Annotated in this window: 28 protein-coding genes; 6 read left to right on the top strand and 22 right to left on the bottom strand. The window is 34.5% G+C overall.

Annotated features, from left to right (window positions below):
- Nucleotides 1–87: 87 nt before the first annotated feature.
- From NSA47_RS00970 to NSA47_RS00925, 10 genes are all read right to left on the bottom strand, one after another.
- Nucleotides 88–1,278, bottom strand: a complete 1,191-nt coding sequence (locus NSA47_RS00970; RefSeq protein WP_257528966.1) for a sn-glycerol-1-phosphate dehydrogenase — start codon at nucleotides 1,276–1,278, stop codon at nucleotides 88–90.
- A 14-nt stretch (nucleotides 1,279–1,292) separates the two neighbouring features.
- Complete coding sequence (locus tag NSA47_RS00965) at nucleotides 1,293–2,081, bottom strand: HAD-IIA family hydrolase (protein WP_257528965.1); 789 nt, start codon at nucleotides 2,079–2,081, stop codon at nucleotides 1,293–1,295.
- Nucleotides 2,082–2,139: 58 nt separating this feature from the next.
- Complete coding sequence (locus tag NSA47_RS00960) at nucleotides 2,140–2,499, bottom strand: PTS glucitol/sorbitol transporter subunit IIA (RefSeq protein WP_257528964.1); 360 nt, start codon at nucleotides 2,497–2,499, stop codon at nucleotides 2,140–2,142.
- A gap of 66 nt (nucleotides 2,500–2,565) precedes the next feature.
- Entirely contained in the window at nucleotides 2,566–3,537 is a 972-nt protein-coding gene (srlE, locus tag NSA47_RS00955; RefSeq protein ID WP_308933658.1) for a PTS glucitol/sorbitol transporter subunit IIB, read from the bottom strand.
- Nucleotides 3,534–4,073, bottom strand: coding sequence for a PTS glucitol/sorbitol transporter subunit IIC (srlA, locus tag NSA47_RS00950; RefSeq protein ID WP_257528962.1), 540 nt, complete (start codon nucleotides 4,071–4,073; stop codon nucleotides 3,534–3,536). The genes srlE and srlA overlap by 4 nt, the downstream gene beginning before the upstream one ends.
- A gap of 60 nt (nucleotides 4,074–4,133) precedes the next feature.
- Nucleotides 4,134–4,526 carry a transcriptional regulator GutM gene (locus NSA47_RS00945; protein WP_257528961.1) on the bottom strand — a complete coding sequence of 131 codons (393 nt, stop codon included), beginning with the start codon at nucleotides 4,524–4,526 and terminating at the stop codon, nucleotides 4,134–4,136.
- Nucleotides 4,519–5,487, bottom strand: a complete 969-nt coding sequence (locus NSA47_RS00940) for a sugar-binding transcriptional regulator (RefSeq protein ID WP_257528960.1) — start codon at nucleotides 5,485–5,487, stop codon at nucleotides 4,519–4,521. The genes NSA47_RS00945 and NSA47_RS00940 overlap by 8 nt, the downstream gene beginning before the upstream one ends.
- Before the next feature lie 276 nt (nucleotides 5,488–5,763).
- Nucleotides 5,764–6,522, bottom strand: a complete 759-nt coding sequence (locus NSA47_RS00935) for a MerR family transcriptional regulator (protein ID WP_257528959.1) — start codon at nucleotides 6,520–6,522, stop codon at nucleotides 5,764–5,766.
- A 75-nt stretch (nucleotides 6,523–6,597) separates the two neighbouring features.
- Entirely contained in the window at nucleotides 6,598–7,362 is a 765-nt protein-coding gene (locus NSA47_RS00930; RefSeq protein ID WP_257528958.1) for an acyl-CoA dehydratase activase, read from the bottom strand.
- A 148-nt stretch (nucleotides 7,363–7,510) separates the two neighbouring features.
- A complete protein-coding gene (locus NSA47_RS00925; protein WP_257528956.1) occupies nucleotides 7,511–8,659 on the bottom strand; it encodes a double-cubane-cluster-containing anaerobic reductase in 1,149 nt (382 codons plus the stop codon).
- 351 nt (nucleotides 8,660–9,010) lie between these two features.
- On the opposite strand from NSA47_RS00925, the gene NSA47_RS00920 reads away from it, so the two are divergent.
- Nucleotides 9,011–10,486 (top strand): DUF1538 domain-containing protein, encoded by a 1,476-nt coding sequence (locus NSA47_RS00920; protein WP_257528955.1) that lies wholly within the window; start codon nucleotides 9,011–9,013, stop codon nucleotides 10,484–10,486.
- 1 nt (nucleotide 10,487) lies between these two features.
- Nucleotides 10,488–11,153, top strand: coding sequence for a P-II family nitrogen regulator (locus NSA47_RS00915; RefSeq protein WP_257528954.1), 666 nt, complete (start codon nucleotides 10,488–10,490; stop codon nucleotides 11,151–11,153).
- Between the two features lie 67 nt (nucleotides 11,154–11,220).
- Here the strand turns inward: NSA47_RS00915 and NSA47_RS00910 are convergent, their stop codons facing one another.
- Nucleotides 11,221–11,868: a trimeric intracellular cation channel family protein gene (locus tag NSA47_RS00910; protein WP_257528953.1), complete on the bottom strand. Its 648-nt coding sequence runs from the start codon at nucleotides 11,866–11,868 to the stop codon at nucleotides 11,221–11,223.
- Nucleotides 11,869–12,067: 199 nt separating this feature from the next.
- Here NSA47_RS00910 and NSA47_RS00905 point away from each other — a divergent pair, with 199 nt between their 5' ends.
- The gene (locus NSA47_RS00905; RefSeq protein ID WP_257528952.1) at nucleotides 12,068–12,724 is read left to right on the top strand and encodes a rhomboid family intramembrane serine protease; all 657 of its coding nucleotides are present in this window, start codon (nucleotides 12,068–12,070) and stop codon (nucleotides 12,722–12,724) included.
- A gap of 132 nt (nucleotides 12,725–12,856) precedes the next feature.
- Here the strand turns inward: NSA47_RS00905 and NSA47_RS00900 are convergent, their stop codons facing one another.
- The 6 genes from NSA47_RS00900 to NSA47_RS00875 all read right to left on the bottom strand — a co-directional run bounded on the left by NSA47_RS00900 (nucleotide 12,857) and on the right by NSA47_RS00875 (nucleotide 16,313).
- Nucleotides 12,857–13,318, bottom strand: a complete 462-nt coding sequence (locus tag NSA47_RS00900; RefSeq protein ID WP_257528951.1) for a chemotaxis protein CheX — start codon at nucleotides 13,316–13,318, stop codon at nucleotides 12,857–12,859.
- Nucleotides 13,318–13,737, bottom strand: a complete 420-nt coding sequence (locus NSA47_RS00895) for a bacteriohemerythrin (protein WP_257528950.1) — start codon at nucleotides 13,735–13,737, stop codon at nucleotides 13,318–13,320. Before NSA47_RS00895 ends, NSA47_RS00900 begins: the two co-directional genes overlap by 1 nt.
- A 213-nt stretch (nucleotides 13,738–13,950) precedes the next feature.
- Nucleotides 13,951–14,439, bottom strand: coding sequence for an LURP-one-related/scramblase family protein (locus tag NSA47_RS00890; protein ID WP_257528949.1), 489 nt, complete (start codon nucleotides 14,437–14,439; stop codon nucleotides 13,951–13,953).
- Between the two features lie 82 nt (nucleotides 14,440–14,521).
- Nucleotides 14,522–15,292: a YfjL-like protein gene (locus NSA47_RS00885; protein WP_257528948.1), complete on the bottom strand. Its 771-nt coding sequence runs from the start codon at nucleotides 15,290–15,292 to the stop codon at nucleotides 14,522–14,524.
- Nucleotides 15,289–15,828 carry a zf-HC2 domain-containing protein gene (locus NSA47_RS00880; RefSeq protein WP_257528947.1) on the bottom strand — a complete coding sequence of 180 codons (540 nt, stop codon included), beginning with the start codon at nucleotides 15,826–15,828 and terminating at the stop codon, nucleotides 15,289–15,291. The genes NSA47_RS00885 and NSA47_RS00880 overlap by 4 nt, the downstream gene beginning before the upstream one ends.
- Nucleotides 15,825–16,313 carry an RNA polymerase sigma factor gene (locus NSA47_RS00875; RefSeq protein WP_257528946.1) on the bottom strand — a complete coding sequence of 163 codons (489 nt, stop codon included), beginning with the start codon at nucleotides 16,311–16,313 and terminating at the stop codon, nucleotides 15,825–15,827. Before NSA47_RS00875 ends, NSA47_RS00880 begins: the two co-directional genes overlap by 4 nt.
- Before the next feature lie 190 nt (nucleotides 16,314–16,503).
- Between NSA47_RS00875 and NSA47_RS00870 the strand changes: the two genes are divergently transcribed.
- On the top strand, nucleotides 16,504–17,046 hold the full coding sequence (locus NSA47_RS00870) for an NADPH-dependent FMN reductase (RefSeq protein ID WP_257528945.1): 543 nt from the start codon (nucleotides 16,504–16,506) through the stop codon (nucleotides 17,044–17,046).
- A gap of 78 nt (nucleotides 17,047–17,124) precedes the next feature.
- On the opposite strand, the gene NSA47_RS00865 is transcribed toward NSA47_RS00870, so the two are convergent.
- The 3 genes from NSA47_RS00865 to NSA47_RS00855 form a co-directional block, all read right to left on the bottom strand.
- A complete protein-coding gene (locus tag NSA47_RS00865; protein ID WP_257528944.1) occupies nucleotides 17,125–17,649 on the bottom strand; it encodes a GNAT family N-acetyltransferase in 525 nt (174 codons plus the stop codon).
- A gap of 157 nt (nucleotides 17,650–17,806) precedes the next feature.
- Nucleotides 17,807–18,229, bottom strand: coding sequence for a PPC domain-containing DNA-binding protein (locus NSA47_RS00860; protein WP_257528943.1), 423 nt, complete (start codon nucleotides 18,227–18,229; stop codon nucleotides 17,807–17,809).
- Between the two features lie 136 nt (nucleotides 18,230–18,365).
- Nucleotides 18,366–19,499 (bottom strand): DUF362 domain-containing protein, encoded by a 1,134-nt coding sequence (locus tag NSA47_RS00855; protein WP_257528942.1) that lies wholly within the window; start codon nucleotides 19,497–19,499, stop codon nucleotides 18,366–18,368.
- Between the two features lie 222 nt (nucleotides 19,500–19,721).
- Here NSA47_RS00855 and NSA47_RS00850 point away from each other — a divergent pair, with 222 nt between their 5' ends.
- Nucleotides 19,722–20,915: a coenzyme F420-0:L-glutamate ligase gene (locus NSA47_RS00850; protein ID WP_257528941.1), complete on the top strand. Its 1,194-nt coding sequence runs from the start codon at nucleotides 19,722–19,724 to the stop codon at nucleotides 20,913–20,915.
- Between the two features lie 95 nt (nucleotides 20,916–21,010).
- Here NSA47_RS00850 and NSA47_RS00845 read toward each other — a convergent pair whose 3' ends face one another.
- Nucleotides 21,011–21,928, bottom strand: coding sequence for an AEC family transporter (locus NSA47_RS00845; RefSeq protein ID WP_257529239.1), 918 nt, complete (start codon nucleotides 21,926–21,928; stop codon nucleotides 21,011–21,013).
- A gap of 204 nt (nucleotides 21,929–22,132) precedes the next feature.
- On the opposite strand from NSA47_RS00845, the gene NSA47_RS00840 reads away from it, so the two are divergent.
- On the top strand, nucleotides 22,133–22,474 hold the full coding sequence (locus NSA47_RS00840) for a phage holin family protein (protein ID WP_257528939.1): 342 nt from the start codon (nucleotides 22,133–22,135) through the stop codon (nucleotides 22,472–22,474).
- Nucleotides 22,475–22,522: 48 nt separating this feature from the next.
- Here NSA47_RS00840 and NSA47_RS00835 read toward each other — a convergent pair whose 3' ends face one another.
- Nucleotides 22,523–22,720, bottom strand: a complete 198-nt coding sequence (locus tag NSA47_RS00835) for a cold-shock protein (RefSeq protein ID WP_257528938.1) — start codon at nucleotides 22,718–22,720, stop codon at nucleotides 22,523–22,525.
- Nucleotides 22,721–22,954: the final 234 nt, after the last annotated feature.

Below are 22,954 nucleotides of genomic sequence, written 5' to 3'. Positions count from 1 at the left end.
GTCAACTCATTGTTTTTCCTTGTGTAGTATATATTAGACATTCAATCACTAAATCCTTTTTTATTTTTGAATAGAGTAGCTTATATTTTACTTATAAAAATAATTGATTAAATAATCTGCAGCCCTATCCAATAATTTTAAGGAATCTAATAACCTAAATACTGTATATCTATCTCTAATAAAACCTGCCTTAAGTACAATCTCTCTTAATAACTCTGGAGTCATACCATAATCACTTGGATGGTAAGATAAATCCAAAGTTGTTAGCCAGGTTTTTACTTTCTCTTCCTTAGGCAAATACTTCATAAGATCTTCTTTTATTTTTTCACTATTTTCTAATTCTGTAAATTCTTTTGTTTCAAATAAAAATTTATATAAAAGAGTACTTATAAGGGTACCAATAGCGACAGTCCTACCATGAGATGGTGGTAATTCTCCTTTTTCCACCGCTTTCATCACTAAATAATGAGATACCAAATGTTCAGAACCAGAGGCGGGCCTGGTATCATCTACTAAAGACATACATATTCCTGATAAAGTCAATGCATCAATAAGATGACCTATAGCTTCGGTATCTCTTTGGGCAATTTTTTCTGCCTCTCGAATACATATATCTGTGGATTCCTCTACCAACTTCACTGTTTTATCACACCAGTATTCTCCAGTGATATGCTTTGATAATACCCAATCAGCTAAGGAAGTCTTTTTCCCGATAATATCTCCAAAGCCTGCTTGTATGAGATCATAAGGGCAATTTTTTATTACCTCTATATCCCCGTAAATAGCTGTTACCGTAGAGCCTTTTATGGTTTTTTTGACTCCTTTAAACATTAGAGAGGACCCCGAAGAGGCATAACCATCCATAGAGGGGGCAGTAGCTATAGTAATTACGGGGATTTTCATTCGATCTCCAACTAACCTATTTAAATCGTTAATTGTGCCAGAGCCTACAGATACTATACCGTCAATCTCTCTATCCGTGCTCATGAGAATTGTTCCTATAGCCTTTTCATCGGGAATTAATTTTTTTTCATCAAATTCTAGCATAGCTGCATTAAATTCATTAGCTTTTAGGGTATCAAAGATTTTTTGATTGATTTGTTCATGGGTATGTTTATCCCCAACAACAAGTATATTTTTCCCTGGGATAAATTCCTTGCATATTTTAGATAGTTTTTCTTCAGTAAAATCAAAGTCTACATCTTTTATAGGGACGAAGTGGGTCCTACCACAAGCACAAGTAATCTCTTTGTTTAATAAATCATTATAATTGGTCATCATGATCCCTCTTTCTATATATGTTTTATAATCTCCTTTACTGAATCCATAATATAGCTAGCTTCTATGTTTGATTGTTTATAATCTTCCAACGTTGTTTCTCCGGATAGAACAAGAAAAGATTTAATTCCTAGGTCAAAGCCCATTTTAATATCCGTATAAAGTCTATCTCCCACCATGGCCATGTCTTCTTTTTGATAATGATAAATATCCATGATAGCATTCAACATATGCTCATAGGGTTTCCCAATGATAAGGGGTTCTTTCCCTGTGGCTGCCTTGATAAAGGCAATCATTGCCCCAATATCCGGCATATTTTTATTGTCTTCTAAGGGACAAACGAAGTCTGGATGGGTAGCGATAAAAGGGTATTGCTTAACATAATCACAGGCGGCCCATAGTTTGTCATAGGTTAATGTGGTATCAAACCCTAAAACTACACAATCTATCTCCTGCCCCCCCTGTTTTACTAATTCAAAACCAGCTTTTTCAAAGGAACGCTCTAGGGCGGGAGTACCTAATAAAAATAATTTTTTATACTTTGTGTATCTTTTAATGTAGTGTATCGTGGCATCCCCTGAGGAAAAAACATCCTCTTCCTCGGCAGAAACTCCTAAATGACTCAACTTCTCTATATAAGCATGCTTATCCTTAGAGGAATTATTGGTCAAAAAAATATACCGGGTTTCATTTTCTTTTAACTTTTCTAAAAATTCCTTAGCCCCATCTATTAATTGATTGCCTAAATATATGGTGCCGTCCATATCCAATAAAAAACATTTTATATTCTTTATTTCATTCATTTGTAGGCTCCTTTCAATGATGCTTTGTATGATAGTTATCAACCCCCTAATATATAGGCTAAAATGATTTTATGACTATATTTTTACCGATAACAATATCGGGATCTTTCTCTCCTTTTAAATGAATAGTACCTGGTAATTGCGCAGTATCCGCCCCATCAAATACTAGACTACAATGGCCCAATGTTCTTAGGGTATAGTTGGCCTCTTCTCCTACTGCAGTTACCTCATATTCATTATCACAAAATATCCATTTATCTCCTACCAACACTTCCCCAACTAGTTCTCCTACTTCATGTGTTACCGAAATTTCTGCTAGTTCTGGAGGGGCATTGTCATTAAAAATAATCACCATTTTTTCCTTTAAAAATTCTGGCACAAGCCCTCCCATATCTGTAATTCTTACGTTGTATTTCATTTCTTCTCCTCCTTCAAATGGAATATGCAAAAATGTAGCACGATGTGCATCGTGCTACATTTTATTTTAAAACATACCTATACTGAATACCCAAGCGATCACTACTGCAAGGGGACCGGTAATCAATCTTGAAAATAATATAGCAGGTACACCGATTTCAACGGTTTCTGGTTCTGCTTCTGCCATGCTTAAAGCTACTGGGAAGAAATCACAACCAACTTGGGCGTTAATTCCATATAATGCTGGAAGCGCATAGGCTACAGGAATAGTTCCCTTTCCAATTTCTACACCAACGAAAACCCCAACAACTTGTGCAATAACTGCTCCAGGTCCTAGAACCGGTGATAATATAGGAATAGCACATATTAAAGCTAATACAACTAGTCCTGGCAAACTACCTGCAATAGGAGTCAATGTCTTTGCAATCCAGTCTCCAGCACCGGAGGCTGTAATAATACCAACAAGCATTGAAACAAAAGCCATGAAAGGCAAGATATTATTAATAACCATGTTCATGGTTTCTTTCCCTGCTGCAAAGAACTTACCCATTACTCCACCCATGACCTTACCAATTCGGGTAATAATATTGGTCTTTTCTTCTACTTCTGGTTCTTCCTCTTCAAAAACGATTTCTTCCACATGGCCTGTTCTAACCGTTGCATCTTCTTCTGCCAATGTAATGTTTTCTAATTTTACACCTGAAACATAAATATCCTCTGTAATAAATTTTGCTAAAGGACCTGACTGCCCAACTGGAGTTAAGTTCACTGTATATACTTTCTTTTGAGGATAAACGCCACACCTGGCAGTACCTCCACAGTCTACAACGGCTACAAATATCTCATCATCAGGAACAGTTGTTTTAAAACCATCAACAATAGTACAACCAGATAATTCAGCTATTTTTTTCGCCACTGGTACAATTCCTCCACCTGTAACGCAAACAACTTTGGTTCTTTTCCCCTCTGGCTTAATGACAAGGGGGCCTCCCCAACCTTTAGAACCTTTTTCGATTCGAATCGCATTGTATCCCATTATGCAGTCACTCCTTTCTTGGATGATCCCTTCTTAGTCATTGCAAAATAGATTTTTTCAGTTATAATTCCTCTAAGGAAAATAACTACAATACCAGATAAGAAGTATCTTACAGCTAAGTCCCCTGTAGGATATCCAGCCTTAATAACACCGTCTGAAATCCCTATCCATACGAAAAGCTCAGCAGCATTAGCATGAGGAAAGAGACCCGTGATAGGATGAACAAAGGATAATGCCGCATCAATAAAAGGTGGTTTGTATTTTTCTTCTAAGAATCTTCCAAAGGTGTAGGCCATTGGATTGGTTAAGAAAAATACTGCCATGATTGGGAAAATTGTATATCTAGTAATCGCATATTTCGTTGTCTTTCTCGCAAAATTTTCCACCTTTTCTTGTCCTACCAATTGTACAATGGAGTTAACAAATGTGATCAAAACAACTAAGGTAGGTATAATACCTGTGACGAGGCCCATAAAGTTTTCCCCGCCGGCTTCGAATAAGCCAATAAAGCCTTCTGCTAATTTAGCCAAAAAATCCATTTTTAAATTCCCCCTTTTTTTTATATTTTAACAGGTAATTACCTGTTAAATAAACTCTTCCTATATAGACCCTTCTACTTCCTCACTATAGTTGAGTTTTTCGTACATAATCTCAATGGCATTATTAATGGCATTACGTATCCGTTTATGTTTTATGTCCTTTAGCCATAGTTCTGAATTTAATACATTTTTCCCATTAATCTCTTCATAGAGCTTAAATCTGTTAAATACGGTTATTCCTTTCATATAACGGGTTTCTAGCACTTGAAAATCATCATCTATTCGTATAAGTACTACGCATCCGGAGCTTAGCATCCCTTTTTCCCTACCTATAATAATTTTCCCCTGCCTCACCATCTCAGAAAGATTTTTTTGGTAGCTTTTAATTTGAAGGATGGTAAGTAGGGTTTGAAGAAAAAATGCTAATAATATAATGACCGCAATTCTACCCATAAATCTCTTCCTTTCTCTTTTTTAAGATGATATTTGCAGTGTCATAATCGGTAACCAAGATATTGATTAAACCTGATTTTATAGCACTTATAATGGCATCGGATTTTTTACTATGGCCCGCTACACCTATGACACAGGGAATTTTGATTAAATCTTCCAAATCAATACCAATGACATTTTCATTGACTTCAAAATCTCCTTTACCCTGACTGTCCATGAACTTGTTGCAAATATCGGCCACAGCACCTTTTTTCCTTAAATCTAACAATTCCTCTTGGCTAATATATTCTGTAAGTATTCTTACCGTCGTTTCTAGATCTGATGAACCTATCCCCACTATGCCCACATCTAGTTTTTCTGTTAGGTTTAATATGGATCTAATACCAGAATCCTGTATAAAGCTTTCTTTAATCTCTAAACTCTTCACCATAGCAGGAGCGTGCAATATCTTATAATGGGCCTTAAAAGATTTTGCAAAGCTTTGGGCGATATTATTGGATTGAATATTTGCATTAATTTGTCCATTTCCTCCCACCATGGGCACAAAAGTAAAATCATTACTTTTGTAATTTTCAACATACTGAGAAACTTTTTCTAGGGTAGAGCCATTCCCCACTCCTATAAGCATTTGGGGTTTCAATATTCTTTCTAGGATATATGCAGCCTCTCGAGCTATGGACTTTTTTATATCCTCGATATCATTGCTTGCTACTTGAACGACGACTACCTCCTGCAGTCCAAATAACTTCTCTAATTCCTTTTCTATTTCAAGATTCTCATGGGATAATGGATTGACTACACTAATCTTCACAATACCTTCCTTCCGGGCAGAAGTAAGTATTCTGGAAATGGTGGCCTTAGAAACCCCTAATTTTTTCCCAATTTCTATTTGATTCATGTTTTCTTCATAGTACATCTTAGAACATTTTACCATTAACCTTATATTTCTATAATTTTTCATCTCACACCTGCAACTTTTCTCACTGTTTTAATTTTATTTCATATTTAGATTCTATAGGCTATGTAAACGATTGTCAATACATTTTCTTGTTTTCTTTGTGTATACTTAAAAGTTATTATTTTAACACTTCCTTTTATCCCGTAAGCTCCTAGATACCCCACCCCCACAAGTATAATCAAGAAAAATGCAGGAAAAAAAGACCAATTCAACAGGGGGTTCTCCCCAGAATTGGTCTTTGGAGTTAAAATCCAGTTGAAATTTTTGTCTTTCTTCTTTCTACATCCCTGTATAAATTAAAATAGCGTCCCTCAAAAATTCTGCTATACCGGGTTGTTCTTTATCATAGTATGCTCTAAATCTTTCATCTTCTACGTACATCTGGGCAAGACCAGCATGGGCTGCCTTACTATATTGATTCCAGGTGTAACTGAGCCACTGTTTATGCAAATCAGCTACTTTTTGGGCTAAAGGACCTGCTGGGTCACCACTTTGAAATGCCTCTGCTAAGGTAGATGAAATTTCTTCCTCTAGTTTTTTAAAATCCCTATACTGTTCCTCAGTCATATTCATCATCTTGGCATTGGACTTATCAATTGTGTCCTCCCCGTATTTTTCTCGAATTTCTTTCCCATATTTTTTCTCGTTTTCCTCAACTACTCGCTTTTTAAACCCTTCAAATTTTTCTCTATCGCTCATTGTATTTCTCCCTTCTTTCAGTCCAATGGTTTTTTCCACATTGGCTATTAATACATCTAATCGTTCTTTCTGTTCAAGGAGCGTTTTATGGTGTTCTTCCAGTGCTTTTCTATAGTCAAAGCCAGGTGAGATTATGATTTCCTTTATTATTTGTAGGCTTACTCCTAGCTCTCTATAAAACAATATCTGCTGTAATTGATCAATTTCTTTTTCACCATATATCCTATAGCCCGAGGAATTTATTCTTGCTGGTTTTAAAATGCCTATTTGATCATAATATCTTAGGGTCCTATTACTAACACCTGCTAATTTAGCTAATTTTTGCACCGTGTACTCCATGGGAAAACCTCCTTTCTCCTATAATATACACCTTTACCTTACGTCAAGGTCAACAGATAATTACAGAAAAAAAAATTATTTTTTATAACCAATAACCGCAGCACCAATTGCCCCTAAATACTGGGAAAATTCAGATGAGATAACTTCTGTATGAAGTTTTTTGCTTAATAAATCTTTTAGCAAAGGATTTTTCGATACTCCTCCAGAGAAAAAAACTTTTTCTTTTACCCCTACCTTACTGGCTAATGTATAGGCCTTACTACATACCGATTGAAGTAATCCCGCTGCAATACTTTCCTTAGAGGCACCCTCTGCCATCAAACTGATAATTTCAGATTCAGCAAATACCGTGCACATGCTACTTATGGTCTGAGCCTCCACACCCTGGGCAATCGTTGAAAGCTCTCCCACTTCTATTTCTAAAGCATGGGCCATCACTTGCAAAAACTTTCCTGTACCCGCCGCGCATTTATCATTCATTAAAAAGTCAATAACATTTCCTTTGGAATCTAGACTTATGACCTTACTATCCTGACCTCCGATATCTATGACCGTCCTTATGCTGGCATCCAGAAAATATGCTCCTTTTCCATGACAGGTAATTTCTGTCACCTTTTGATCTAAAAAGGGCAGGGAGATCCTGCCATAGCCAGTTCCAACTATAGATTTAATCTCTTGTCTTTTTATATCATTAACTTCAATAATCTCTTCAAACAATTGTTGCCCTGATTCCTTGGGACTCCACCCTGTGGGCGTGATTTTCTTTGCTATAATATTTTTACCATCGAATATAACAGCCTTTGCTGCCACTGAACCCACGTCTATTCCAACACTATACATCTGTTATTCCTCCTGCATCTATTTTTCATTCCTTATCTATCATTTATTCTAACATAAGAAAGCGGCTCTAGTGATATAGGAAAATTTGCTTCCTTGCTAGCAAGGGCAAATTTTCTATATTATAAAAAGAGAGCCTCAGGCTCTCCTTTTATGATTTAATTCCTTCTAAGAAGGCTTCTACCCTTACTTTGATCTGACCAACATCAGAATCTGAATAATCAGTTTCCAATTGTAAGAATGGAAGGTCTAATTCATCCCTTACAAAGTTTTTCACTGTAAAGGACTCTATATTATAGGTATGGCACGCTTGCCATGTTAAATCTACAACTCCATCTACCTGATATTCCTTGACTAATCTTTCAATTAAATCTAATCTTCCATTGTTGTTGGTCATGCAGGAACAGGGAGTGGATAGATATTTTTCGGCCAAAGCTTCAATAGGATCCTTTTCTTCATCCACAAGAACATCTAGTCCTTTGTATCCTGTACAGTTTTCTAGTGCCACTACACTGGCCCCAGATTCCTCCAATATTCTTAGGGCCTTTTCAGAGCCAAGACCTATAGGACAGCCCGTTAATAATATACGGGGTGCATTTTCATCAAAGGCATAGATGCCCTTTTCCATACGGTCTTCAACTTCTACAATAAATCTTTCAATCAAGTCTATTCCTGCTTCTTTATCTACATTAAACCCTTTAAGCCATTGGGCGAGCATCATATCCATTCCTGTTATAGGTGCAGGCTTATGAGCATTTAATTGATGTAGACGTCTCATAGCTATTCTTTCTCTGTTCATCAGTTGAATAGCCTCTTTTAGTTTATCCTCTGTAATCTCTACATCAAATTCCTTTTCTAAAAACTCTTTAAAATAAACCATTTCCTTTTTCCATAATGTTAAAGCCTCTTCCCCTTGGGCTGTTTGGGGCAAATTCATAATATGCATAGGTTTTAATTTGGACATTAATTCATACATTTTTTTCTTTCCATCACAAGTAGTCTCTGCCAATAATACGTCTGAGAAATAAAAATAAGGGCATTTATCCGTGATGGCAAATCCATAACTTGATTTAATCAGTGGACATAAATTCCTAGGGAGTTCTTTTTCTGCTTCTTCTATTGGGTCATTGCTGGTGCCACAAAGAGTAACACTAATGGCGTCCGCTGCCAAAGCAATCTCTTGGGGAGAAAATACGCAATACATTCCTACTACTTTTTTCCCTGCTTCATGGGCTTCCTTTATTTTTACTGAATTTACACCTCTTAAACCTTCTATTTCTGTCATCAATTCTGGCCTCACTGGCTAATCCCCCTTAAAATATCGTTTCTTCATTGAATTCTTTTTATCATCTTGTTAAAAATTTGATCTGCATCAGACATCAATAGTGTATCAGAGATAAATGGCCCAAACAATGTATTTATAAGGATTTTACTATTGAATATTTTTATAGATATTCATCCTCAATAGATAGTTTTTATTAGTGAAGGTTCTTTACTTAGAGCCCAAAATTTTTCATTATAGACGATCTATTGTATACTTAATACTATAAGTAATGGTTATAAATTGAGTTAAGGGGGTATCAATAAAAGATGTATACACTAAAAATTACTTAAATATAAACTTTTTGATCAAGAAAGGTAGTGAATGACTTTGAACGTTCTTATGGAAAAATTTAAAGAAGTTTTGCTTGCAGTTCTTCCGATTATGCTTATTGTATTAATCCTTCATTTTACAATTGCTCCTATGGAAAGCAACATGGTATATCGATTCTTACTAGGGGGATTGTTTATTATCCTCGGACTCTCCATCTTTTTATTGGGTGCAGACTTGGGAATTACCCCCATTGGTACCCATCTAGGCTCTTCTATAGTAAAAAGCAATAAAGCTTGGATAGTCGGTGTTGCAGGTTTGATATTAGGATTTTTCATTTCTATTGCCGAACCTGATCTACACATTCTTGCAGGACAGGTAAATACAGCAACTGCCGGATTAATCAGCAAACTGACTATCGTGGTTGTGGTATCCATAGGGATTGCCCTCATGTTATCCACAGGATTATTGAGAATCATATTTAATAAACCCCTGAATAAGCTATTAAGTGGCATCTATTTTATTATTTTTATCCTGGCAATCTTTGCAAGTCCGGAATTTTTAGCCATATCCTTTGATGCCTCAGGCGCGACCACCGGTGCTATGGCTACCCCCTTTATGCTGGCTTTAGGATTAGGAGTGTCTTCTTTAAAGGCTGGAAAAGCCTCCGAGGAGGATAGTTTTGGATTGGTAGGTATAGCTTCTTCCGGTGCTATTTTATCTGTACTTGCCATGAGTATTTTATCCAAATCCGATAAAATATCAGATAATCTAGAACAAGCTAGCCTACATTCAACTTCTATTATTCGTCACTTTATAGAACAAATTCCTGGTGTAGCATGGGAAGTTTTCCTTGCATTGCTCCCCCTATTGCTTATCTTTTTGTTTGTTCATCATCTATCTATTAAATTACCAAAGAGAAATTTGTATAAAATAATGAAGGGTCTAATTTATACCTTTATTGGACTGGTCCTCTTTTTAGTAGGGGTGAACGCAGGTTTTATGGAAGTAGGCAGTATTGTAGGTCATAGTTTGGCTAGTTATGACAATAAGCTCATCGTAGTATTGGTTGGGTTTATTATTGGTTTAGTGGTCATATTAGCCGAACCCGCCGTATATGTATTAACAAATCAAATAGAAAGTGTAACCAGTGGATATATAAAAAGAAAGGTTATTTTATTTGCTTTATCCATTGGGGTTGGTGTTTCTGTAGCTTTGTCTATAATAAGAATCCTTATTCCTCAAATACAATTATGGCATTATTTACTTCCAGGATATATCGCTTCACTCATTATGTCTTATTTTGTGCCCTCATTATTTGTGGGTATAGCCTTTGACTCCGGGGGAGTGGCTTCCGGACCTATGACTGCCACCTTTATCTTAGCCTTTGCCCAGGGGGTTGCCCAAGCAACAGAAGGTGCAAATGTGTTAATCGACGGCTTTGGTATCATTGCTATGGTAGCCCTTACTCCACTAATAGCCTTGCAGGTTTTAGGTTTAATCTTTAAAATGAAAACTGTAAAAGGAGATTTATAAAATGATGAATACTATGGATATAATCAATCATGAGCTATGTGTGGTAATCGTAAATTTTGGTCTAGGGAGTAAAATAGTAAGAACAGCAGAAAAATTTGGTGTGACAGGAAGTACCATTTTATTAGGTAGAGGTACAGTGGAAAATCATATATTAGAATTCCTAGCTCTAAATGATATTCGAAAAGAGATTGTCTTTATGATCATTGAAGAGTCTACGGTTTCTAAAGTATTGGAAGGACTTAATGAAAAGTTTGCCTTTAGAAAACCAAATCATGGAATTGCTTTTTCTATCCCTGTAGTAAATTTTCTCGGTTCTAAAAAATGCCAGTATGATAAAAATAAGGAAAGTAGAGGTGCGGATAATAAAATGTATGATGCTATTTTTACTATTGTAGATAGAGGAAAAGCTGAGAATGTAATAGATGCAGCAGTTCTTGCTGGTTCTAAAGGGGGCACGATCATCAATGGAAGAGGCTCAGGAATACATGAAAAAAGCAAATTATTTTCCATGGTAATCGAGCCTGAAAAGGAGATTATTATGGTCATATCTGAGAAGGAAAAAACTGATCATATTGTATCTTCCATTAGAGAGCATCTAGAAATTGATAGACCTGGTAATGGAATAATGTTTATCTTGGATATCAATGAGGCCTACGGATTAATATAAAATGCTAAAAAACAATGCCTTTTCTCTCTAAGAAAAGGCATTGTTTTTTTAGGATAAAAGATATCCCTTATGCCTCTGTTTCACAAGCTTTATGCTCTTCTAGGTGAATGCCAGACTTTAAAACAGGAAGATTTAAATTGTACTTAACAGCAATCATTCTTATGGCAAAAGTGATAATAAAGCACATATATAAAGAAGAAATACTTTTGAAGTTGTTGTATGTATAGTATAAGCTGGTAGATCCTAATACAGAAGCTATGGCATAGATTTCCCTTTGAAATACCAGAGGAATATCCTTAACAAAAACATCCCTTAAAATTCCACCCCCTATCCCTGTCAATAATCCCATACAAATAACAAGGAAAGGTTTATCCATGTTTCCTATCATAGCTGTAGTAGATCCAATGACGGTAAAGGCCCCTAATCCTATAGCATCAAATATCAATATAATATTTTTTAGTTTAAGAATCTTTTTATGAAATATAAAGGTAAGCAAAGCTGAAAGTATACTGATAAGACAGTATATAGGCTTAACAAAAGCCATAGGAGGAGTTTTCCCCAAAAATACATCTCTAAATATCCCACCACCTACAGCAGTGGTTATGGCCAAAAAAATTACTCCAAATATATCCAATTCCTTTCTAATCCCAATAAGGGCCCCTGATATAGCAAAAGCTACAGTTCCTGCTATTTCAAAAGTATCTAATAAAAACATAATGTCCTTCCCCCCAACGTTATTGTCAAAAAAATTATAGCATAGTTATTCTGCAAATACATCTACTCTATAGACTACTATAAAATTTAGATACTTGTTTATCCCTTAAAAAATATAAGCATTTAAAATGGGGGTATGCTATGATATAATTTTTAGCACAGCATATTAACTTAAGTACAGGAAAGGAAAGGATTTTTATATGAGATGGTTACAAAAACTTGAAAGAAAACTTAGTCCTTATGCAATCCCCAATCTTATGTACTACATAATAGGAATAACCTCCGCTGTATATATTGTAGATTATATTTTCCCTGTATTCTTGTATCAGTATTTAGCTTTTATTCCACACTTGGTGATGCAGGGACAGATTTGGAGAGTAATTACCTTTATCTTTATCCCTCCTTCTGCCTCCATTTTCATGATTGCCTTTGTGATGTATTTTTATTACATGATAGGAACAACTTTAGAAAGTGAATGGGGTACTGTCAAATTTAATCTTTATTATTTATTTGGGATTATAGGTACAATTATTGCTGCATTTATCACAGGCTTTGGTACAAGTATTTATCTAAACTTATCCATGTTTTTAGCCTTTGCCTATCTATTCCCCAATGTGGAAATCTTATTATTTTTTATTCTCCCTGTAAAAATCAAATGGTTGGCCTATTTAAATTGGGGATATTTTATTATTAGTTTGATTTTTGGTAGCATGGGGGTCAGGATAGCTACGGTTATGTCTTTAATCAACTTCTTTCTTTTCTTTGGAAAGGATTTTATCGACTACTTAAAGCACCAAAAGAAGTATGGATCAACCAGAAGAAATTTCAAAAGAGAGATGAAAAAATTCAGAAGGTAAATCTTTCTTTATATTTCATAGTTTATCATTTTTTAAGCCTCCACCTTTTATAAGGTGGAGCTTCTAATGTTTTTGCTTCAGGTGGGGGATCCCCCACCTGAAGTGTCGATGTTCAGTTTTCGCTAGAGGAGTTTACTTTTCCTTTAAAAATATATGAATATCAAATTCTCCAATAAGAGTAACCAAGGACAATAATAGAGCTTTTTCATTGGCCATGGAAAAGGATTTATATTCTCCTACAAAAATCTGTGGCGGTGCAATGTCACAGATGTAATTATTCTCAGTAAGAATGGTTAAAGCATTTCCACCAATAATATTGGCTACTTCCCCTAAAGCAGAGGAGGCAAAACTGTCAAGGGTATTTATTTCCATACCGGACATGATTTTAATCATCTCTAAGGTCATATCCTTAGGAAAACTAAAAAGAATTGTCCCATGTAAATCTCCCGTCACTCCAAGGACTACACTGGCATCTTTACTACTTACCATATCTTCTACCACTGCTACCTTTCCTCTTTTGGGATCCATATCAAACATCAACTTAAATACATCATTGGTGGCCTTATAAAAGGAATTCGCATATTCTGCCTTCATTAGGCTTGCCCCCCTTTACTTTTTACATACTCTCCTATTTTTTGATCCATTTTACCCACATGCATAATCAACCAAGTCATAAGTTTACCCCCAAATTCTTGTATCTTTTCCTTGCTAAAACCCTCTTCTTCAAAAATCTTCACATAGTCATTAACCCCTTCTTTAAATTTAGCATGGGCTTCTTTATGTATTTCAATATCAGGGTAATTGATTTGTTCTTGATAAATTTCCTCTTCATTAAAATGTACGACTACATATTCCTGCATAAAGGCCATAGTTTCCTTTACTTGCTCTAGCTTATCTTCCCAACTATCCTCATTTTGAATAATTTGAAGAAAATCTGATACCCGTTTAAATAGCTCTTGATGTTGTTCATCAATTAATTCTACATCAATTCTATACTTTTCCTTCCACATCATTTTAATATCCCACCTTTTCTTTTCATTAAATTGCTCGTACACATTGCCCTATCACTATTTACCCCTGTATAATATTTATAATCAAGATTGATTTTCCTTTTTATCAAATAAATAAGCTAATGAAGACCTTTCTTCTGTCTTCATTAGCTTATTTATCTCTATATTTTTAATTTCCTCTAGCATAATTTGTCATCTTCCCAAGAAGATAACCTGCTAATTATTATTCTGATTATTATCATGAAGTACTTGATCAATAACAATGACTAAAGCCAACATAAAGGCTTGATCTTCATTATCGTTTATTTCTACCATATAGGTATCGGAAAAAGAAAGCCATTTTTTATTTACCGATGCTACAGGATGGTTGTTCTTTAGGATTTGAAAATCATGGCCGAAAAAATCTCCACTGATTTGGAAGTTGCCCATTATACTTTTAATATTAAATCTTGGTTTTAAGAAGGTAAGTTCCTTTTTTACCGTGGCTAAATGTTGGCCTGATGAATAGATACTATATTCCGGTAAGAATCGAAATACCTTTTGTTCAATATACATCAATTCATGCCCCTGTAAATCTTCTATTTTTAATTTATCTCCAATGGCAAATACTTTTCCTCTGACAATATATCTATCTTGGTCTTGATTATCCTTAATGGTGAAATTATCCCCAAAACTAAATATTTTTTGTCTTATTTTATATTGCATGCCTCTACGCCCTCTCTGTAACACTAAAATTAATCTTATTTTACACTATATTTCCACTTATTGCATTATTTTTATCCCCATCTTATTTAATTTTTCTAATCACTACCGTAATATCTCCTTTGTAATTTTCATCTTCCTGATGTTTATGGGCTTCTTTTAATAAATCTAATAGTTGCCCTCCCTCTATATCCTCAGGGGTTATTTCGCCTATCATGATCATTGTATTATTGCTTTCAGAAAATAATCCGTACTTGTTAAAGTGACATCCCGCATTCACAAAAGCTTTGTGGGCCTTTGTTACTATTTTTGTTATCTCTTCCAGAGAGTGATTCTGCAATTCAAGTCTTAGGGTAACCTCGGCGTCTATAGGTAAAGATTTGTCAAATTTCATATCCAACTCTAAAAGATTGCTATAATTTCCATGCTCATCCATATCATAGATGACCATTGTGTTATTGTCTTCATAGCCTAATTCTTTAGAAATAATCTCTTTTGCTAGATGAGAGTACTCCTTAGAAAGCCTTTCCCAGGTATTAAAACCGTCCAACACATAGTTTTCATAGTCGTCTCTTTGTACCTTTCCCCTTGCATAATATATAGAAAAATGAGTATCAATACTGGTTGTAGATTTTGCTCTGATCATATACATCCCATCTTTAAAGTTATAGGTGGCCTTATCTAATTCTAAATCTAGAGATGCATAATGCTGATCTATATATCTTTGAGCTGCTCTATTGGCCATCATGGCAGATAATGGATTTCCCACAAAGGCATTGGTGATAAAAAGAATAGCTAGAATAAGCAATATTCCTACTGTCCCTGCAACAATCTTTAAGGTTTTTGATTTTTTCATGAGATATCTTCCTCTCTTTTAAAGGCAAATTTTAAGAGCATAGCAATAATGGTACCCAGGACTACTAAACATCCATAGATCAAACTTAAAAATAATCCTCCATACAAAATCCCCCACATAAATCCCTCGGATAGGGATAGATCTATGATCTGCCATAGATAGCTTAAAAGAAAGATAGTTAGAGGAATCCTATGCCATTTTGTTTTAAAAGTTATAAAAGAAATTCCCCCAATAATCGGCATGATCAAGAAGTTATAGAACATTCCCATAGAGTTAGTAAGAGCTACACCTACTATAGCTCCTATAATCAGAATACTAATTTGAGTAATAAAAATATTTCTTTTTATAGAAAAAATGATTTTCATATCCCGGGATTGAGAATCCTGTAATGCCAAGTCCTGAAAGCTTTGAAAATCCGATTTGCATTTTTCGCATTCTTCCATGTGCTCCTGAACTATTTTTATACTCTCTTCGCTAGCAATTCCATCCTTTACTAAAGGCATCAGATCTGAGATGATATTACAAGGAATTTTCATCTAAAACCCTCCTTTTCTAATATATTTCTAATCCATTTCTTAGTACGAAAATCAATCACCCTTGCAGAATTTTCGTTGATATTTACCCTTTGGGCAATCTCACTAAAACTATATCCTTCTATTCTCATTTGCACTATTTTCTGAGTTCGAATGTCCTTTTCCTTTAATAGATTTTTAATTCTTGTGGCTATTTCCTTTGTGATCATGTTTTCCGATATACTATCCCCTACATAGAGACCTAGAAGATCGTTATACTCTACTAGGTTTTTCTTGGTTCTTAAATCTTGCAACCATAAATTTCTTGCAATAGAACACAACCAGGTCTTTATGGAAGAATGTCCTTTGAAATTTTCTATGGAGGTTATTGCCCTTACAAAGGTCTCTGATAATAGATCTTCTGCATGAAGGGGATGATGAGTTAAGGACAAGAGATATCTATAAATGTCATCTTTATAAAGTAAATATAGGTTTTCTATTTCTTTCATTTTAATTCCCCCTTCACTCAATTAGTCACAATATAGGCTGAAATGTTACAGGATTTATCTAAAATTTAATTTTTTTGGATATTTCCATCATATCATTGAATAGGATAGATAAGGAGATGTTTAAGATTATTTCCCTTTTTCTGGGGTATATTAGGTAGTAACAATAAAATATAAATTTGGAGGTATAGATATGAATGTAGTGGCTATAGTAGGCAGTATTAGTGAAAAATCTCAAAATAAAAAACTAGCAAACTTTATGAAAAAACATTACCAAGATAAACTGAGTATTGATGTTTTGTACTTAAATGACATTCCTATGTATAATGAAGATAATGAATTAGATCCACCTAAAGAAGTTGTCGATATTAAAGAAAAAATCAAAAAGAGCGAAGGCATAATCATCGTTACTCCAGAGTACAATCACTCTATTCCAGGGGTGTTAAAAAATGCCCTTGATTGGTTTTCCAGAGTAGATAGAGTCATGGCTCATAAACCTACCATGATTGTAGGGGCTTCCTATGGAGCTCTAGGTACAGTCAAAGCTCAAATGCATCTGAGACAAATCTTGAATTCGGGTGGAATAGCAACCTTGACCTTGCCAGAAAATGAAGTCTTCATAGGAAGTATTCAGGATAAAATGGATGATCAAGGAAATCTAACCCATAAACCTACCCTTGAATTCTTAGATTCTGTTGTGGATAATTTTATAAAATGGTCTGAAAAAGTAAAGTAAGCTTTTTGTTTAAAGAAGAAACCCCCAAATCGAAAAGACTCTTCGGGAAGAGTCTTTTCGATTTGGGGGTTTCTCTCTCTATAAATTGCCAACTTGGTGATTTTCAATTTGATAAACCTGAGAATAGAGTTTATCTCGTACATGCTCAAAAGTGTTTTTAGAAATGGCGTGGGGATAGGACATAATACTTAGTTCTATGGGCTTTACACCTTTTTGATAAGAAGGCTGGATATAGGGGTGATCATTATAGCAAAATCCACATCTTTTATAAAAACCTATACGCCTTTTCGCTATAGAATCCTCTGGCAATTCTACTTCTAAAATTAAAGGATACTGAGACTTTTCCTTTACATTTTTTATTATTTCTTTCCCTATCCCCCTATTTCTATGTTCCTTACCTATGGCAAAATGTTCGATAAAATAAAATGTTTTTAATTTCCATAGGGTAATAAATCCAATTATCTTTCCTTGCTCACGATGAAGTATTACTTTGTAATCATGGTTTTTCAATAACTTTTTTTGTTCCTTTAGGCTTCTTTTTTCGGTTTTGGGAAAAGAGTTATCATAAATCTCCCAAAATTGTGCAAATTCCTGTTCTGTCATCACTATTATCTAGTTTTCCAAATAGGTACTGGACTATCTTTACAAGAAACTAGATGTACACCACCTTTGCTTATATAGTTTTAAATATAGATTAATCTTTAACATATCAAAGACCCATATTGCTGGCTATGGGCCTTTGACAGAAATTTTCCTACAACTAATTGAATTTAAATAGATTTATTCCAATCTCTTCATCCATCTGTCTTTCCACTGTACCTTCAATGGCCTCTATCACAATTTCTCCTGTCACACTGATAATCGCAGAGTTTAGATGCCCTCCATAGGTTTTATACTCTTCATCCGATAGGGTTATATGAAGATGTAGATATACTTCTCCATCTTTTGTGGTGACATTTCCTAATAGACTTGTCACTTCATAATCTCCAGTAAAATCCTTGGTATAGTATTCCTTAGTTTCTACTTGGAAAAATCCTAAATTTGCTTTGTCCACTGCTCCTATACCCTGGACCCAACCTAAGGTAATTTGTTGTTCTGTACAGAAGGTCTTTAAGGTTTCAACAATGTCCTCCCCTATGTTCAATCTTACAATGTACTTATTCCCAATTTTTTTATATTCCACAATACCACTCCTTTGTATTTTATATTGTATCCCATAATATTTGATATTTACATTCTATCATAAACTATTTTATTTTTTAGATACCCAGGATAGAGGGAAATATTCATTTTACCCATAATGCATATCTGTAGACATATTATTTTAGAATCCTAGATAATAAAGGCTTTTTTATCTCAATGGCATGATCTGGACACACTTCATGGCAGCAAAAACAGCTGATGCATTTTTTTAAATCCATTATCGGCTTATTGTTTTCATTCATGGTAATAATTTTGGTAGGACAATTTCGAATACAATGTCCGCAGGATATGCATTTTTCATGAATAAATTTTGGTTTTGCCTTTAGTTTTCTTATTAAAAATTCCTTCCACCACTTTGGCATAGTTTTCGGTAAAAAAGTAACCTCTGTCGAATCAGGAAGTAAAAAGGGAGGAATGGCCATTTGTTTATAATCATCTCCCACGAATTCTATCTCTTGATCAAGTAAATTCCTCTCTCTAGCTAAATATAAGGTGGGAATGAGCCTCTCATCTATAGAAGCAATATCTGCAGCTACAACATCGGTCTCATAAGGATTATCTCCACCAAGGATTAACCCTACATGACGTTTAATTCCACTGGAGGGGCCATTTCCCTCCATACAATCTATAGCATCAATAATGCTATAATCCGGCTTTACATATTCTGCAATATCAATCAGATGATGGCCAAAGTTATCTTTATCCATTAATTTAAAATGATAATTGGCCTTGGTCAGTCCTGGAATCACCCCAAAGAGATTTTTAACTGCTCCTGTATAAGTCATCATTCCATGAGTCTTTAATTTGGCGGCGGAAATAACAAAATCACATTCCGAAACAATATTTATAAGGTCAAATCTTTTTAACCTTAGAGCACCTTCGCTAGTTACTTCACTGTATCCAACATCATAGTTTAATTGTCCTCCAGAATTTTGCGCGGCCAATTCCATTCCACAGGCCCTATAAATTTCTCTCAGAGCATGGACAGTAAAGGGTCCTGCTGGAGAATCTCCAATAATGGCAGTACAACCCCTCTCTATCAGATATTCTGCTATAGTTTGAATAACCATAGGGTTTGTAGTCACCGCATCCTCTGGGCGCTTTTTCATTAAAAGATTAGCCTTAATTAGCACTTTTGCTCCCCTAAAAAGCTTTTTACTCATTGCACTATTATCTAGACAATCATAAATAACTTTTTTGACTGAAGAATATTCATAATCCAAACATTGAAAAACACAAACCTTTCCCATTATTTCATCTCTCCTATATTTTAAATACAAAGTGCTGAATAAACACAATAAATGATTTTAAACTTATTTTATCTCATATGGCCCTACATTTCATCTATTTTTCTGAACTTTATTTTAGTAAATCCTTTACATTGTTTGTAATAATTTCGTTTATATTATAAAATAATACATGTGTATAGAGGAAAAAATTGATAAAAGTTAATAGATAAGGAGAGACTTTCAATGGAGAGAATGATAGGAACGGTAGTTAGAGGTATTCGTACACCCATTATCAATAAGGGGGACATCTTAACAGACATTGTCGTAGACAGCGTCTTAAAAGCTTCACAATCAGAAGGCTTTTCTATTCGGGATAAAGATATTGTGGCTGTTACTGAGTCAGTGGTTGCCCGAGCCCAAGGGAATTATGCAAGCGTAGATGATATTGCAAAGGATATAAGCTCCAAATTTGGTGAGGATACCATTGGGGTTGTATTTCCTATTTTAAGTCGTAACCGTTTTGCTATATGCCTAAGAGGTATTGCCAAGGGAGCAAAAAAAATTGTTCTGATGCTTAGTTATCCTTCAGATGAGATGGGCAATCATATCATTGAGATGGATGCCTTAGATGAAAAGGGTATAAATCCATGGACGGATGTCTTAACAGAGAGTCAATTTCGTCAGTGTTTTGGTTATAATAAACATACCTTTACTGGTGTTGACTATATCGATTATTATAAATCTTTAGTAGAAGAATACGGTATAGAATGTGAGATTATTTTTTCAAATAATGCTAAAACCATCTTAAATTATACAAAGTCTGTTCTTACATGCGATGTTCATAGCCGCTTGAGAACGAAAAAAATATTAAAGGCCAATGGTGGAGAAAAGGTCTTTAATCTTGAAGATATTCTATCCACTTCCATGAAGGGTAGTGGATATAATGAAAATTATGGACTTTTAGGCTCCAATAAAGCCACAGAAAATAGTATTAAGCTTTTCCCTAGAGATTGTCAAAAGATCGTTCAAGAAGTACAGAAAATCTTGAAGGAAAAAACAGGCAAAAATGTTGAGGTCATGATCTATGGAGATGGTGCTTTTAAAGACCCTGTAGGTAAAATCTGGGAACTAGCAGATCCTGTAGTTTCTCCAGCCTATACTAAAGGATTAGAAGGTACACCCAATGAAGTAAAATTAAAATATCTTGCAGATAATCATTTTGCCCATTTGAAGGGAAAAGAATTAAAAGAAGCTATTTCAAACTATATTGAAAATAAAGAAGCTGATTTGATCGGTGCCATGGCATCTCAAGGAACTACCCCCAGAAGAATTACTGATCTTCTTGGATCTCTTTGCGATCTAACTTCCGGTAGTGGAGACAAGGGTACACCTGTTGTTTATATTCAAGGTTATTTTGATAATTTTACAAAGGCTTAGAAATAATCCTTTCTTTCATTAATGATATAGATGATGAGTAAAACCAAAATACCATTTTCGAGAGTTCTCTGATAATGGTATTTTGGTTTTTTTGTTTATATAATTATTTTTAGTAAAAATGGCAAGGTAAATAAGGATAAAAAGGTTGTTGCCACCACCATTACTGCAGCATAATCCTTTTTTATATCAAAATTCTCTGCAAATATAGATGTCATTGTGGCCGAAGGCATAGAGGCTAAAATAATCACCGTGTTAGACACGATGGATCTGTCATTAATGAATATGGAGATAAAATATAATATTGCCGGGATTAAAATAATTTTACTAACAACCCCATAGTATATTGTCCAATCCCTTAAATGGGCTTTTATGTTCACTTGAGAAAAAGTTACTCCCACAATAATCATAGATAGAGGAGCTGTCATATTTCCTATAGAAGTCATGCTCTCTTTTATAACCATAGGAAGCTGAATGTCAAATACCATCAGAATGATCCCCAAGTATACTGCTATAATCGAAGGATTCAAAAATGTTTTTTTTAATTCTTCCTTGAATTCTTCTTTTTTCATCTTTTTATTAAAGAGCATAATTCCATAAGTCCATACAAACAATACAAAAAACATATTAAAAATAGATCCATAGATAACAGCTTCTACCCCATAGAGAGCATGTAATATGGGAAAACCAATATATCCTGTATTCGTAAATACATTGGCAAAATGCAATATAATTTTCTTTTCCTTTTTTATGGGCCAAGTTAATAGATAAGAAAAAACCGTTACAATAATATAAGCAAAAAAACTATAATAAAAAGTTTTAATTACATTGCTCTTGATGGTATTTGTATAGGAAAAAGAAAAGGAAGATACAATCATAAAGGGCAAGATAATTTGTAAAAGAAGATCCGTCAAGCCTCTGTTCAATCTATTTGTAATAATCCCCTTTTTTTCTCCATAGACTCCTACGACTATAACTAAAAATAATGAAAGAATGCTCTTTATTATGGTTAGCATTTCCACTGCATCACCTCCAACATGGTATTACTTACTTTATTCCTCTTCCCTAATTTTTGTTCCTATTAAAATAAAGGATCTACAATCTTTATTTTTTAAAATTTTTCCATAAATTGATTGATGAATTTTTTAATAAATGGGTATCTTAATAGATAATAATGTACATGAAATTACCATGTACATATTGAAAGGAGGATTTTATATATGAATATAGGGAAATTAATCATAAGAATTATTGTATCAGCCGTTGCTATTGGAATTGCAACTTTTCTCACTCCAGGTATGACCAATAGAGGTGGGATCTGGTCTTTATTACTGGCTGCCATAGTCATTGGTATATTGGATTGGGGAATTGCTAAATTAATCAAAGTTGATGCCTCACCTTTTGGTAGAGGGATTGTAGGTTTTCTAGTAGCAGCACTTATTTTATATCTAACGGGAAGAATTGTCCAAGGGTTTAACGTTTCTATCCTTGGCGCTATCGTTGGTGCATTAATATTAGGTGTTGTGGATGCCCTCCTTCCCGGTGAAACCGATACAATGTAAATCAAAAAAACCTTATGCTATTTCTAGCATAAGGTTTTTATATTATCCTTAGATAAGTTCGATATTCGCTGCTTGAGGACCTTTTTGGCCTTCTACAACGTCAAAGGAAACTTTTTGGCCTTCTTCTAATGTTTTGAATCCATCTACATTAATTTGAGAAAAGTGTGCAAATACATCATTACCATCTTCCCCTGTAATAAATCCAAAACCTTTGTCTGCATTAAACCATTTTACTGTACCAGTCATGTTTGTGTACCTCCTAATTTTTATTCTCCCTAAATTATGTAATAGAGATAACAACTTTATTTCTAAATTAGGATTACACTTTAAACAAAGGTTCTAATTTTAAAATATTTTTGTTATATTTATTTACAGTTAACTTAAGTGATACCTAATACTAGCATTTCCTTATTAGATTGTCAAGTTTTAGAAAGGATATTCTCTTCCATTAAACAGTCTTTTTACAAAGAAAATCACTTC

The organism is Irregularibacter muris (assembly GCF_024622505.1).
Classification (GTDB): domain Bacteria; phylum Bacillota; class Clostridia; order Eubacteriales; family Garciellaceae; genus Irregularibacter; species Irregularibacter muris.
This window is presented reverse-complemented; position numbering and strand designations above follow the sequence as displayed.